At 45.5% G+C, this 14,590-nt stretch carries 13 protein-coding genes; all 13 read left to right on the plus strand.

The features are described 5' to 3' along the window. Positions 1 to 357: 357 nt before the first annotated feature. The 13 genes from ihfB (at position 358) to CYD26_RS17175 (ending at position 14,517) form a co-directional block, all read left to right on the plus strand. Complete coding sequence (gene ihfB / locus CYD26_RS17120) at positions 358 to 651, plus strand: integration host factor subunit beta (RefSeq protein ID WP_099775518.1); 294 nt, start codon at positions 358 to 360, stop codon at positions 649 to 651. 24 nt (positions 652 to 675) lie between these two features. Next, positions 676 to 918 carry a LapA family protein gene (locus tag CYD26_RS17125; RefSeq protein WP_102053165.1) on the plus strand — a complete coding sequence of 81 codons (243 nt, stop codon included), beginning with the start codon at positions 676 to 678 and terminating at the stop codon, positions 916 to 918. A 145-nt stretch (positions 919 to 1,063) separates the two neighbouring features. Next, a complete protein-coding gene (locus CYD26_RS17130; protein WP_102053166.1) occupies positions 1,064 to 2,515 on the plus strand; it encodes an MBL fold metallo-hydrolase RNA specificity domain-containing protein in 1,452 nt (483 codons plus the stop codon). Positions 2,516 to 2,868: 353 nt separating this feature from the next. Further along, on the plus strand, positions 2,869 to 3,942 hold the full coding sequence (locus CYD26_RS17135) for an LPS O-antigen chain length determinant protein WzzB (RefSeq protein WP_102053167.1): 1,074 nt from the start codon (positions 2,869 to 2,871) through the stop codon (positions 3,940 to 3,942). A 177-nt stretch (positions 3,943 to 4,119) separates the two neighbouring features. Then, entirely contained in the window at positions 4,120 to 5,460 is a 1,341-nt protein-coding gene (locus CYD26_RS17140; protein ID WP_102053168.1) for a Wzz/FepE/Etk N-terminal domain-containing protein, read from the plus strand. Positions 5,461 to 5,755: 295 nt separating this feature from the next. After that, positions 5,756 to 7,066, plus strand: coding sequence for a flippase (locus CYD26_RS17145; protein ID WP_158240135.1), 1,311 nt, complete (start codon positions 5,756 to 5,758; stop codon positions 7,064 to 7,066). Between the two features lie 6 nt (positions 7,067 to 7,072). Continuing rightward, entirely contained in the window at positions 7,073 to 8,692 is a 1,620-nt protein-coding gene (locus CYD26_RS17150) for an aldolase catalytic domain-containing protein (RefSeq protein WP_178081718.1), read from the plus strand. Between the two features lies 1 nt (position 8,693). Further along, the gene (locus CYD26_RS17155) at positions 8,694 to 9,380 is read left to right on the plus strand and encodes a cytidylyltransferase domain-containing protein (protein ID WP_102053170.1); all 687 of its coding nucleotides are present in this window, start codon (positions 8,694 to 8,696) and stop codon (positions 9,378 to 9,380) included. Beyond that, positions 9,377 to 10,024: an HAD family hydrolase gene (locus CYD26_RS17160; RefSeq protein WP_102053171.1), complete on the plus strand. Its 648-nt coding sequence runs from the start codon at positions 9,377 to 9,379 to the stop codon at positions 10,022 to 10,024. The genes CYD26_RS17155 and CYD26_RS17160 overlap by 4 nt, the downstream gene beginning before the upstream one ends. An 84-nt stretch (positions 10,025 to 10,108) precedes the next feature. Further along, positions 10,109 to 10,807, plus strand: coding sequence for a 6-hydroxymethylpterin diphosphokinase MptE-like protein (locus CYD26_RS17165; RefSeq protein WP_158240136.1), 699 nt, complete (start codon positions 10,109 to 10,111; stop codon positions 10,805 to 10,807). A 233-nt stretch (positions 10,808 to 11,040) separates the two neighbouring features. Then, a complete protein-coding gene (locus CYD26_RS25025) occupies positions 11,041 to 11,985 on the plus strand; it encodes a hypothetical protein (RefSeq protein ID WP_145991799.1) in 945 nt (314 codons plus the stop codon). After that, positions 11,960 to 12,652, plus strand: coding sequence for a WecB/TagA/CpsF family glycosyltransferase (locus CYD26_RS17170; protein WP_158240137.1), 693 nt, complete (start codon positions 11,960 to 11,962; stop codon positions 12,650 to 12,652). Before CYD26_RS25025 ends, CYD26_RS17170 begins: the two co-directional genes overlap by 26 nt. Further along, complete coding sequence (locus CYD26_RS17175) at positions 12,649 to 14,517, plus strand: acyltransferase family protein (protein WP_158240138.1); 1,869 nt, start codon at positions 12,649 to 12,651, stop codon at positions 14,515 to 14,517. Before CYD26_RS17170 ends, CYD26_RS17175 begins: the two co-directional genes overlap by 4 nt. Positions 14,518 to 14,590 lie beyond the last annotated feature (73 nt).

The raw sequence follows: 14,590 nt of genomic DNA on the forward strand, positions 1-14,590 counted from the left end.
GTGAATTCGTGGCACCTGCATCGCGGGCAAGCCCGGCTCCTACAGCTTGCACGGCCTTTGTTGGACGAGGCGGGGTGTCAGTAAGTTCGCGGCGTCTGCATTGCAGTTCAGCCCGGCTCTTATAGCTTGCACGGCCTTTGTAGGAGCGGGCTTGCCCGCGATAGCGTCATCAGCCCCAACCCAGCCCTTGCAGACCGGCACCCGCTTCCTGATGCCAGCCCATCATCCTGGGCCATCCCCACCATGGTGCAATTTTGAATTTTTGATTAAGTCAAGATCCACCCTGTTCAAATCCCTCCGAGCATGCTACAAACAGAAGAAGCAATGATCTAGCTGCTTGATAAAGAAGGGAAAAATATGACGAAGTCCGAGTTGATCGAACGTATTGTCACCCATCAGGGGCTGCTCTCGTCCAAAGATGTGGAGCTGGCCATCAAGACCATGCTTGAGCAAATGTCCCAGTGCCTTGCGACAGGTGACCGCATTGAAATTCGCGGTTTCGGCAGCTTCTCGCTGCACTACCGCGCACCCCGCGTAGGGCGCAACCCCAAGACCGGTCAGTCTGTCAGCCTTGATGGCAAGTTCGTGCCGCATTTCAAACCCGGTAAAGAGTTACGGGATCGGGTCAATGAAGACGAGGAACAGGCGTGATACTGTCTGAAAAAGGAGATAAACATGCGCAACCTTAAACGCCTGCTGCTGGTGCTGTTCGTTCTGGCGGTGGCTGCGGTTGTGCTGCTGTTTGTGCTGGAAAACCAACAATCCGTGGCGCTGGTCTTGTTTGGTTGGTCTGCACCGGCCTTGCCTGTTGCGGTGATTGTGCTGGTGGCGCTGTTGATGGGGCTCGCCGTAGGCCCACTGCTGGGAATGTACATCGCCCTGCGCGCCAAAGGCCGTGCTCGCCGCTCCAGTGTCTGAGGTCAGCCTGGCTTCAGGCAGCGGAATACTGGAGAGCACTAAAAAATAGGGCTTTTCCTACAGTCATCCCCTCCGATTCTGGCACCGTGCCCGCACGCTTCTGTGGAGTAATAGCGCTCCATAAATACGCACGGAACGGGCTCGTATGGTTTTTCCCGCTATTACCCACCACGGCGCCACCCAAGGCGTAACCGGCTCCTGTCACCAGCTTCATCTTGATGTTGCCCACAGCCTGCTGATCGATTGCGGCCTGTTTCAGGGTGACGAGTCGAGCCCTGCGGCCAACCTTGAAGTCGACTTCCCGGTCGAGGGCATCGAGGCCCTGCTGATCAGCCATATTCACATCGACCATGTAGGGCGCATTCCCAACCTGCTCGCCGCAGGTTTCAATGGCCCGATCATCTGCAGTCAGCCTTCTGCCAAGCTGCTGCCGCTGGTGTTGGAAGATGCTTTCAAACTCAGCGTTACCCGTGACCAGAGCACGGTAGACCGCTACCTCAAGCGCGTAGAGCAATCCATCGTTGCCGTGCCCTATGACCAGTGGCATGCGCTCATCAATACCCCGGAGCTGGCCTGCAACATCCGCCTTCAGCGTGCGGGGCATGTGCTGGGGTCTGCTTACATCGAGTGCGATATCCACTACCCGAAAGCCGCGACCAGCAAGCGCGTCGTGTTCTCCGGAGACCTTGGTGCGGCCCATACACCGTTGTTGCAGCCGCCCAAATCGCCAGAGCGCGCTGACATCCTGGTGCTGGAAAGCACCTACGGCGACCGCCTGCATGAAGACCGCACTCACCGCCAGCAACGGCTCGAACAGGCAATAGACCAGGCCTTGGCTGACCATGGCACCATCCTCATTCCGGCATTCAGTGCCGGCCGCACCCAAGAACTGCTCTACGAAATCGAAGACATCCTCCATCGCAAGGCGCTGCTGCCTGCCGAGCCTTGCACAGGCGAGCGGGAAGCGCAGCAAGGGCTGCCCATCGACTGGCCACAACTGCCCATCATCCTTGACTCGCCCCTGGCCAGCCGATTCACCCAGGCCTACCGTGAACTCAACGACTTTTGGAACGATGAAGCCCAACAACGCCTTAGCGAGGGGCGAAAACCGCTGCGCTTCAGGCAACTGATCACCCTCGACAGCCATGTGCAGCACCAGAAAACCGTCAACTACCTGGCGAGCACCGGCAGGCCTGCTATCGTCATTGCAGGTAATGGCATGTGCTCAGGTGGGCGAATCGTTAACTACCTCAAGGCCATGCTCGGCGACCCGCGGCACCAGGTGCTGTTTGTGGGCTATCAGGCTAGGGGCACGCCGGGTGCGGTGATCCAGGCCAGCGAGGGCGCCGAAGGCTTTGTGATGATTGACCTGGATGCAGAGATGTACGAAATCAAGGCCAAAGTCGCAACGCTGGGTGGCTACTCGGCCCACGCCGACCAAAAAGGCCTGGTGGATTTCGTCACCGGAATGCAGCAGTGGCCTGAAAGGGTGCTGCTGGTGCACGGAGAGAAGCGGGCCAAGGCCGCATTGGCGCACGCATTGACGTGCCGTTACAACGAGCAAGGAAAGGCACTTTCGGTGGAAATACCCGCATAAAGCCCCAAGGTGAATAGCGCTACTGCTAGTTATTATCATTAATGATAAATGCAGTTTTTTCGACGATCGGCAGCCAGGTGAAATGAACTTCACTTCATCTGGCTAGTCGTATTAATCTGTATTTTTCTGACATGGAACAGTTGTAAATAGAGCGCAAAAAAGCGGGGCCTTACTGCGTGGTACCTGGAGAAAAACCGAGCGGTAAGGTCAGAAACAAGCAAGGTAAAAGGCAGTTCTTCAATTCATGGCTTATTGCCATATTTCCTGTCATTTCCAGCTCGCGAGTGCCCTGAACGTTTTAGGAGTTGATATCACAACTCATTTACAATTTGGATCCAGGAAAAAAAGAATAAATGGCCCAAGACCGCGAACGCTTGATCGCATCCGATGACATCGACCTGATTGAGCTGATCAAAGGCTTATGGCAGCAGAAAATGCTGATTATGGTCACGACCGCCGTGATTTTTCTGTCAGCCCTTGCCTATGCGCTTCTGGCAAGGCCTGTTTATGAAGCCAAGGTATTCGTCCAGCCCCCGACACAGAATGACATCGCGCACTTCAACTATGGGCGCGGCCCCGACACCGGGCTAGACACGCTTACGGTCAAGGATATTTACGATGTCTACGTGAAGCACCTGCAGTCCGAGTCGCTGCGCCGTAGCTTTTTCCAGACCGCCTACCTTCCTACGCTCACAGAGCAGGAGCGCAAAGGCTCTCAGGATCTGTTGTACAGCGATTTCAACCAGTTGCTGGTTGTGGCGGTCGCCGCCAAGGACACCCCGACGCGCTTTGCCATTACCGCGAACGTTTACAGCCCGCAACAGGCTGCCGAATGGGTGACGAACTATGCCCAGTTGGCAGGGGAGCGCGCCAAGGAGGAAGTGCTCAAGAACATCAAAAGCGATGCCACGGTAAAGGCCAACAACCTGCAGCGGCAAATCCTGACCGCGCAGGAAACCTCACGCAAGCAACGCGAAGATGACATCGTGCAATTGAAAGAGGCGCTTCTGGTCGCCAAGTCCATTGGCCTGGAAAGGCCGCCGATCATTTCCGGTAACCTCTCTACTGAAGTGTCTGCGGGCATGGAAGGTTCGCTGACCTATATGCGTGGCAGCAAGGCACTGGAGGCAGAAATTGAAAACCTGCAGAAGCGCCAGTCCGATGACCCGTTTATTCAGAACCTTCGCCAGCAACAGGCAGCCTTGACGTTTTATCGCAACCTGAGCATCGACCCTGCGTTGGTTGCGGCTTACCGGCAGGACGGTGTGGTAGAGCTGCCAGACAAGCCGGTTAAACCCAAGAAGTTGCTGATTGTACTGCTTGGCCTGGTTGCAGGTGGGGTGGTGGGTGTGGGGTTGGCCTTGATGCGCCACTTGTTCCGGCAAGTGCTCAGGCCGAGGCGCTCCCCATTAATCGGCACGGAATAAGAGTCGTTACCGCTACTTTGTTTCAATGGTGGTCCACTTTTACAGAAACTGTCACAATGCCGCCTTGCGTCGTCTGACGACAGGGAGTGTTCCAACATCGTAGTCGGCAGCGATGACGATGGACGTTTTTGCCTGTCTTGGGCGAGTCAGTTCAACTCAATCAGACAGGCATTTGGTGTGACCAGTATTACCCGCGTACCTTCCGTTGTCGCCCACGATGAAATTGACCTTTTTGCAATGATGCAGTCCATCTGGAAGCAAAAGAAGCTGATTGCGGCTATGGCGCTGTTCGTGGGCGCCATTGCCGGCGCTTATGCGTTTTTGGCCACGCCTGAGTATGAAGTGAGCACGCTGCTGCGCCCTGCAGCCCTCAACGACCTGGATGCCTTGAACCGTACCGAGGTCTATTCCCTGCCGCCTGGCAAGGCCTTGGTGCGAGTAGGTGCGGCGCTGGACTCCTACGACACGCGCCTCAGCTACTTTCGCGCCAACCCCAAACTGTTTGAAGCGTTCGGCAAGGCAGGGCAGTCGCCCGAGCAGGTGTTTGAGGAGTTCAACCGCGACTCACTCAAGCTGGTACAGCCAGATCCCAAAAAAGCTGACCTGCTTAGCGCCTACGTTGGTTTGGAGATGCGTTACCCCAAAGGGATAGCGGGTGATGAAATTCTCAATGGGTTTGTTCAATACGCCATTGAAAATGAACGTAAACAGATCGCTGCTGACCTGAAGGTCATCATCAGTAACCGCTTGAGTGAACTAGACGACAAGCTGGACGCCGCCCGTGCTGCCTATGATGCCGAGAAAGAAGGCAAGATTGCGACCTTGCTGGAGGCCGATAACCTCAAGCGTGCGCAGTTGCAGGACGAGCTCAAGGCGCTGCGCGTGCAGCTAAAAGTACGCCGTGAAGACCGCATCGCCCAACTGGATGAATCCATCAGTATTGCGCGTTCGCTCGGCCTGAAAAAGCCGTCAACGCCATCGTCCATGGCCAGCGAAGGCGGGGCGGGCAGCAACATCATTCGAACCGAAGTCAACAACCAGCAAATCCCCCTGTACTTCATGGGCACCGACGCCCTCGAGGCAGAGCGTAAAGCTTTGCGTCAACGTACGTCTGACGATTTTGTCGACCCACAGGTAGCGCAAATTCGCAAGGAGCTCTTGTTGTTGAACACGAACCGCCAGGTTGAGGTGCTCAACCAGCGGGAAAACGAAGAAGTGTTCTTGAGTGGTATCGAACCGCTTCGAGCGGAACGTATGCGTTTAGCAAATATCAATATAGATATGCAGCAGTTAAACCTTGTAAATGTTGATCGTTTGGCTTTGCAGCCTGTTGATCCGATTAAGCCTAAAAAAGCTTTAGTAGTAGGTTTGGGGTTACTGGTCGGTATCTTGTGTGGTTTGATATTTGCTATTTCTCGTCATTTTCTGATGTCTCACCGTATTCAAAGTCTTCAAGCCAGTTTGATGTCGAGATCTAAAGTTATTGATTCTGAAGCGAATTTAGGAAAAAGCAGTTGAGCTTTGGTTGTTTATGAATAGTAGGTTTTTTGCTGCATAACTTCTTGTAAATGCTGTGAGCCTGAGTTTTTATAGGAGCTGGTAACTGATTTTACTTGCCAAGATAAAATTCGAAATTTATGCGGCTTGTTAGTGTGTTGAATGGTAATGCATTTATATTCGATTACACTGCATTTTGCGTCTCGGCCGGAGATACCGTTTGGTCCATAATATTGGTGTTTTTTGTGGCTATTGTTGGTAAGTGTTAGCGTTGATTTTCAGATTCTAGATGCATTATTTTTGGTGGAGAGTTTTTTTGAGATCACTGAAATCACTAAAGGCTGTTTTCGAAAATAAAACTTTTCAAATATATTTTCGAAACTCATCATGGATGCTTGCTGAACAAGTACTTAGAATTATTTCGGCGGTGTTTGTAGGTATCTATATCGCACGGTACTTAGGACCAGAAAAATTCGGTGTACTGAGTTATGTTTTGGCTGTGGCGGCGTTTTTGATGGCGGTCAGTCGGATGGGGATGGATGCAGTACTTGTCAGGGAAATGGTAGATAATCCACATCGGCAGCAGATATTAATGGGGACTGCTTTTTGGATTATGGCTTCGGTAGCAGCGATATGTTACTCAATTCTCCTATGTGCACTCTATTTTCTTGATGAGCAGCTGGATGTTAAATTTTATCTTTTGATAATGTCACTGAGCTGCTTTCTTACAGCATTTTTAGTTGTCGATTATTACTTTCAGTCTGAAGTTAAGGCGAAATTTCCGGCGGCATGTAAAACGCTTGTTCTGCTCGTGATGTCTATTTTTAAACTGCTTCTTATTTGGAGTGAGGCAGGTTTGAATTGGTTTGTTTATGCTAGTTTGATGGATCATTTGTTGTTGGCGATATTTTTGTGTGCGATGCTTCTAGGTAAGGGACGCTTATCTTTTTTTGTTAGCTTTGATCGTGTAGTTGCGAAGAATATGCTTAAAAGTGCTTGGCCTATGATGTTGAGTGCTGTAAGTGTTTTGATTTATATGCGTATTGATCAAGTTATGATACGTAATATTTTAGGTATGCAAGAGGTTGGTATATATTCGGCGGCAACCAGAATATATGAGGCGTGGATGACTTTGCCGTTTGTTATATCCGTATCCCTACTTCCTTTGATTATTAAGTCGAAGGAGAAAAGTGAGGAGGAATATCGTCGAATGTTGGTTAGGCTGTTTCGCGTCTTAATTTATTTAAGTGTGCTCGCTGCACTAGTGGTCGGGTTTTGTAATGAGTGGCTGATGGTTTTTGCCTTTGGTGAAAAATTTAGACAGTCAGCCCCAGTCGTGAGCGTCGTGATGTGGACAGCGGTGTTTGCTGCGATTGGCTCGGTAAATGCCCGTTATTATAATGTTGAACGCATGGAAAGAAAATTTGCTCTTAGGACAGCGCTTGCAGCTATAATTAATGTCGCCTTGAATTTTATTTTAATTCCTTTGTATGGAATTATGGGCGCTGCAGTTGCAACGTTGATCTGTACTTTTTTTGCAAATTATTTGATGGATTGGTTTGATAAAGACTTACGAGACTTGCTGGCAATTAAGCATCGTGCGGTATTCGGTAACCCATTTAGGTAAAAAACCATGGCTAGTAATTCAATTGTTTTTCTGGATTGTACATTGCGAGATGGTGGTTATTACAATAGTTGGGATTTCTCAGATGATCTGATCAATGTGTATCTTAAGGCTATGAGCGCCGCGGGCGTAGACATAGTAGAGTTAGGATTGCGCTCGCTCAAGAATGAAGGTTTTAAGGGCGCGTGTGCATATACTACAGATAGTTTTGTACGTCGATTAAGTATTCCGCCTGATATTAAAATTGGTGTCATGGTCAATGCCTCAGAGTTGATCGGTCCCAATATGTTTAATAATTTATCAAAATTATTTCCTGAGTCTTCTGGGATATCACCGCTGAAACTGGTTCGTGTGGCCTGTCATGTACACGAATTTGCATGCTCATTACCTGCGAGTAAGTGGCTAAAAGATAGAGGTTTTTTGGTCGCATATAATCTTATGCAGATTGCTGACCTTTCTCAGGCAGAGGTCGAAGATTTATCTAGAATAGCGTCTGAGTGGGAATTAGATGCGCTTTATTTCGCAGATAGTATGGGCAGTATGGAGCCTGCGCAGACTATTGAAATTGTAAATTGGCTTCGTAAGTTCTGGCACGGCCCTTTGGGAATTCATACACATGATAACCTTGGTTTGGCTCTGCAAAATACTTTAGCGGCGAAGGAAAATGGTGTTAGTTGGTTGGATGCCACTGTTACTGGCATGGGGCGCGGTCCGGGTAATGCTAAAACGGAACATCTTGCCCTTGAGTTAGCTGAGCTAACCGGGCGTGCTTGTAATATTGTCCCTTTAATGGAACTAATCAGGAAGGTTTTCCAACCAATGCAGCATAAATGCGGCTGGGGAACTAATACCTATTACTATCTCGCAGGAAAATATGGAATCCATCCGACATATATTCAAGAGATGCTCAGCGACTCTAGATATAGTGAAGAGGATATATTGGCGGTCATTAATCGCCTGCGCGTTGAAGGTGGCAAAAAATTTACTCGGAATACGTTGAATTCGGCAAGGCATTTTTATCAAGGTGAGCCGAGAGGCGCGTGGTCACCAGCGCAACTTGTGAAAGGACGACCAGTACTTCTTTTAGGAACAGGTCCTGGAGTTGAATTGCATCGAGCAGCTTTAGAAGAATTTATTATTAAGTTTAAGCCAGTTGTGTTGGCTCTAAATACACAAGAGCAAATTGATCCTAAGCTAATCGATGCCAGAATAGCATGTCACCCAGTACGACTGTTGGCCGATTGCGAGCACCATGTAAAATTGCCTCATCCATTAATCACTCCTGCAAGTATGCTGCCAGAAGAAGTCCGCCATGCTCTAAAAGACAAAGAGTTGCATGATTTTGGCATTGAAGTACGTAAGGATAGTTTTGCTTTTTGTGATTATTATGGCGTAGTCCCCACATCGCTAGTTATCGCATATGCATTGGCAATGATTTCAAGTGGGCATGCGCACGAAATTTTTCTAGCCGGGTTTGATGGTTATGAAGCTGACACTCTGCGTAATCAAGAGATAAATAAAATTTTCAAATTGTATTTTGACGCACCTGGTGCGTTGCCAATAGTTTCAATAACATCAACTCGTTACGATTTGCCTGTGCAAAGCGTTTACGGCTTAATAGAGGTTTGACATGAAAGTTTCTTGTTTTCTGCCGTGTCGTAAAGGAAGCGAACGTGTTCCTCGTAAAAATATTAAGCCTTTCGTATCATACGATCACGGATTGGTTGAGTTGAAGCTGCGCCAGCTTTCTAAAGTAGAATTGATTGAAAATATTGTCCTGTCAACCAATGATGAGGAAATTATCGATTTTGCCAAAGAGCTTGGTATTGACAACTTAGTCATTCATAAAAGAATAGATAGTCTCTCCTCAAGTGCAACAAGTACTGATGCACTTGTTGCACACGCGTTAGATTTGCTCCCCGAAAATCATATTCTATGGACACATGTTACTTCTCCATTTGTCAATGCGCAGGATTATAGCGAGATCATTGAAGCGTACTTTAAATCATTAGATAGCGGTTTTGATTCTATTATGACAACCTCGTTAATTCATGGTTTTCTATGGGATGAAAATGGCGCTATGAACTATGACAGAGAAAAGGAAAAATGGCCGCGCACTCAAACGCTCTCGCCTATTCACGAGGTCAATAGTGCTGCATTTATAAGTCACTCTGAAAACTATAAGCGATATGATGATCGAATTGGACGCAAGCCATTTCTTTTGCCAATGCCTAAATTGAAGAGTTTTGATGTTGATTGGCCGGAAGATTTTATTCTTGCGGAGATAATTGCGTCATCAGGGGTTGTTAGTCTATGAGACTACCGAAAATTGACATTCGTAAGTATTCTTCGCTCATATTTGATTGTGACGGTGTGCTTCTGGATTCTAATCGTGTAAAGACTGAAGCTTTTTTTAATGTAGCCAAACAATACGGCTTGGACAGTGCGGAAAAACTTGTTCAGTATCATGTTAGTAATGGTGGAGTATCGAGATATAAAAAATTTGATTTTTTTAAAAGATTTATTTTGCCGCTAGGTAACGATGCTGTTATAGAAGAGATGCTTTCAGAGTATGCTAAAAATGTTGAAGCCGGCCTGATGCAATGTGCAGTTTCAGAAAAGCTCTACGAGCTCCGAGAATTAACCAAGAGCGCTAATTGGTTAGTTGTTTCCGGTGGTGATCAAGAGGAGATCCGCCGGGTGTTTCAGGAAAGAGGGATATCTAAATTCTTTGATGGCGGTATTTTTGGTAGCCCAGATGATAAAGAAAAAATACTAGAAAGAGAGATAGCCTCTAGAAACATAAGTTCTTGTTCAGTTTTCCTAGGTGACAGTAAATACGATCGAGTTGTTGCAGAAAAGTATAATGTAGATTTTATATTCGTGAGTGAATGGTCTGAGTGTAAGAAGGAAGACTTCTCAGATGTGTTGTCAGTCGGTCAGTTAAGTGATTTGCTTTAGGTGGGGGTGGTTATGAGGGCTATGGTAAGAAAAATCCTTTGGATTCTCGAGAAATACTTGTCGAATATATTCTATCGTAGACGCTTGATTCAGTTCAAAGGAGTGCATGATGGCCAGCGATGTTTCATCATTGGTAATGGACCTAGTCTTGTAGCTGCTGACCTAGAGCTTATTAAAAATGAGCCCTCATTCGCAGCCAATAGTATTTTTAAAATATTTGAAAAAACTTCTTGGCGTCCCACCTATTATGTTGTTCAAGATGCTGAGTATGCGCGAGGTATAGTTGAACACATACCCTCAGTTAATGCTAAACAGCGTTTTATATCTATGAATGTCATGCTAAAGAATTTTTATTTTTCACGTGACGATGTTGGGTTCTATTTGGATCGCAGTGATGTAGTAAACCCGCCTAGATTTAGTCATGATTTTTCCGAAAGATCGTATGAGGGATTCACTGTTTTATATTCTGCAATGCAGCTAGCCATATACATGGGCTTTAAGGAGATTTATCTATTGGGTGTTGATTTTAAATATTCAGCACACAAAGATAATCAGGGCAATACATTAAAAGCTGAAGGCGTGGCCAATAATCATTTTTTTGAAGCGCAGGGTAAACAAGTTATCGGTCCATTGCCAAATCTACAGTACTCTGGAATGGCATATCAGAAGGCTGAAGAGTTTTCTAAAGAAAATGGAATTAAAATTTTTAATTGTACAAGGGGTGGCGAGTTAGAGGCTTTTGAAAGGAGGACGTTAGAGTATGTATTATCAAGTGAAAAGTAGGCGGGTACTTTCCACTTTTTCAGGGGCGGTTCTGCTATTTTTTTCGCTCTACTTGGGTTCTGGAAGTCTTTACTTGTTTCTGGAGGGGGGGCGCTAGATTAGAGAATTACATATCTTCTGTTGAAACGGAGATAGTTAATTCTCTTTTTGGTGTTTGTGTGATTCTTCTTTGGTTGTACGTTTTTTTTAATACATTGCTTAATCGAGGAATTCTTAGATTAGGCGGCGGCAGTATGGTAATTATTTCCCTGGTGCTGTTTGTATTAAGTTCGGCTTATTCTGATTTCCCTTATGTTTCTCTTGGGGTCGGACTTTTTTTGGTTTCTTGGTATTTTTTCATTAATGCTTATATTGCCGCCGTGGGAGTAAATAAAGTAATAAACACTGCGGCTGTTTTTTTATTTGCAATGGTTGCAGTTTCTATTGCTGTCGCACTTTTTGTTCCAACTTATGGGCTAAGTGTTGGTTGGCATGAAGGCAGTTGGCAGGGGATATTTAATCATAAAAATAGGTTTGGTTACATTGCTGTTTTGTCATTGATATTTGTTGCTTTTTCAACTTGGCCGGTTTCTCTGAAGGCGCTACTAATCACAGTTTGTGTGCTAGCTGTCTATAAAAGTAAGTCTAGTGCGGCTTTATCGTTTCTGTTTCTTTTACCTATTTTGGCGCTTCTCTGGTCTGTGAGGCTTGGTCGCTTACGATTATCATTAGTTTTCCTTGTGTTTCTGATTTTATGTTTATTTTTATTAGCTGTATGGATCTTTACTGGTATTGATCCAGAGTTTTTAAATAATAGGGGACGCATCTGGAGTTTTGCTGTTGAGAAATCTTTCGATGCCCTTTTTCTGGGGCATGGACTGTATCAATATCCAAAGTTTTCAGAGGTTAATAGTGATCTACTGGTTTCCTCAATTGGCTTTTACGTAAGAAGTACTCATAACGGATTTGTTGACGCTTTTTTTTCCTTTGGTATGGTTGCTTTGTTTCTTGTGTTTTCTTTTTTCTACAAAGTTTTTTGTGAAAGCAAGGGGGCATTGCTAGGATTTTTGTACGGAGTATTCATGATATATATAAATATATTTGAGTCAAATCTGTTCTCTATAAATATATTTTTCATGATGCTGATTTTGCTTATCTGTTGTGGAGGTAAAAGTGAACCTGATAGAGCTGATATCTAAGAAGTCTTCTCCTGATTTTGAGCCAGGTATAACTACCTTTCTTAATCCGTACTCATATTTAGTTGCAAGTAAAAGCTTGGATATTTATCAGCAGTTCGATCGCATATATTGTGACGGCATTCTGCTGGTGAAGTTTCTTCGGCTTGTTGGGTTAAAGGTTGAACGGCGAAGCTTTGATATGACATCTCTTGCACCTCTAGTATTTGAGCAAGCCATTGCTCGAAAACTTTCAATATGTTTGGTAGGTGGAGAGGCAGGAGTTGCAGAAAAAGCCAAGGGACAGTTTATTAAAACTTACCCTGATCTGAATATATGTTCTGCATATTCCGGTTTTTTTTCTAGCGAAGAACATCGTAGCTCTCTGATTACTAATATTTGTTCCGATTCGCCGGATATTGTGATCGTCGGTATGGGGGCAGGTATTCAGGAGCGGTTTATATTAGATCTTGTTACCTCTGGATGGTCGGGCTATGGCTTTACGTGCGGGGGATTTTTTCATCAGACAGTGAAAAGAGGAGTTCGCTATTATCCTGAAATCTTGAATAGGTATAATCTTCGCTGGATATATCGAATTTATGACGAGCCTGCGCTTTTTAGACGTTATGTTTTGGATTATCCTAAATTTGTCTTACGCTTTTTGAACGACGCGCTGAGGTTTTTGAAGTGAAATTTCGTGATGATATCAATTTCTTAAGAGCGATAGCCGTTCTTCTGGTCGTGTTATATCATTTCTCTGTGCCTGGATTTTCTGCCGGATATATTGGCGTAGATATTTTCTTTGTTATCTCTGGTTATTTGATGACTGGGATGATATTGACTGCGGGGCCAAATTTTTCTTATATAGGTTTTTGTCTTTCTCGAGCTAGGCGTATTATGCCTGCTTTGATTTTTTTATGCCTTTGTTTATTATTATACGGTTGGTTTGAGTTCTCCCCTAGTAAATACTCTAGTGCTGCGCTACACGCCGTTGGTAGTTTGCTATTTTATTCTAATTTCATATATTGGGGGGAGAGTGGCTATTTTGATGTGGCCTCGCATGGTAAATGGCTTTTGCACACTTGGTCATTGTCGGTGGAGTGGCAGTTTTATTTAGTTTATCCTTTATTGATAGCTTTTGCTACCAGGCTTATTGGATTAAAGTATGTAAAGTACTTTCTTGCATCCCTCTGCGTACTTTCTTTTTTTCTGTGCTTGTATTTATCTAAAAGCGATCAGTCTGCTGCATTCTATTTGCTTCCCACTCGAGCGTGGGAGATGCTTGTAGGAGGAATGGCCTTTTATTGGTCAACAACTCGGAGTGGAGCTTTTGTGAAGCTCGGTGCTCTTTTGGGTTTACTTGGCTTCTCTTTTTTCATGGGGCAAATTACTAATTGGCCAGGAATATCTACCCTTTTTCCTGTGTCTATGGCTTTTTTATTTATATCATTTTCACAGTCTAAGATTAGCTTTTCAGGAGGGCGGCTTTTTGGTTTTATAGGTAACGTCTCCTATTCATTTTATCTTTGGCATTGGCCTTTTTCTGTGCTGGCTTTTGGAATGGGGTGGGGCTACAAGATCTCGGCGATGCTAATTGCGTTCGCTATTTCCTGCTTTTCTTACTATTTTGTTGAAAGAGCATTTAGAGTTAATAAAGCGCTCTTTCCAATAGCGGTTGCCGCGCTTATTGTTTTAGCTTCGGCTGCATCATATGTTTTTTTCCAGAATGGTGTTCCTACTCGCGCTAGCACTAATGTAGTTAAGATTGATAAAGAAAGAAATAACAAAAATCCGCGTTCAGTTAAGTGTAATGTCTATCCTAAAAAGACTGACACCTTCCCAGGTTGTATTTATGGCGGTGATGGTAAGCGTGTTGCACTTGTTGTTGTCGGTGATAGTCACTCAAATGCTATTGTTACGGCTGTCGCAGAGGCATTTGGTCCAGCTTCAGGAGGTGTGCTTTTCATGGGGGCTGATGGATGTAGGCCTTTGATCCCGTGGCACTCTGATTACTTCCAGGACTGTGCTGCCTACAATCAGAGGGTCATAGATCGCCTTAATGAAACTTATCTAAACGTTCCTGTTCTTGTAATTAGTCGCACAACATCAGCGATGATGGGGGTTCCACCCGGTTATGTAGGAGGCGTGTCCAGTACAGATGCTGGATTCGTAGATATGTATCTTTCCAGCTATAAGAATGCCTTATGTGGTCTTGCGAAGTCTAGAAAGGTATACGTTTTAGGACAAATACCTGAAATGCCAGGTAATGTCCCGGATCTTCTTATTCAATCGATTAAAGCTGACACCAGCAGAGATATATACTCTACATCTTCAGATTATATGTCTCGGCACAGTCGTTTACTTTCGATGCTTGAAAGTGCAGTGGAAGACTGTGGGGTTGCATATCTAGATGTTTTGCCTTACATGTGTGAAGACGGAAAATGTAGTGGCACTTATAGAGGGCTTCCTATTTACTATGATGATACTCATTTGACAGAGTATGGTAATAGAAAACTCGTTCCTCTTTTTAAGAAAGTTTTCGGTGCAGAGTTATGAATTGAGACCAAATCATGTTGGTCATAGCATAAAATCTCAGTTTGACGATTTTTTGGCCGCATCACTTTATAAT

Origin of the sequence: Pseudomonas sp. FFUP_PS_473 (assembly GCF_002858665.1) — a bacterium.
Lineage (GTDB): Bacteria > Pseudomonadota > Gammaproteobacteria > Pseudomonadales > Pseudomonadaceae > Aquipseudomonas > Aquipseudomonas defluvii.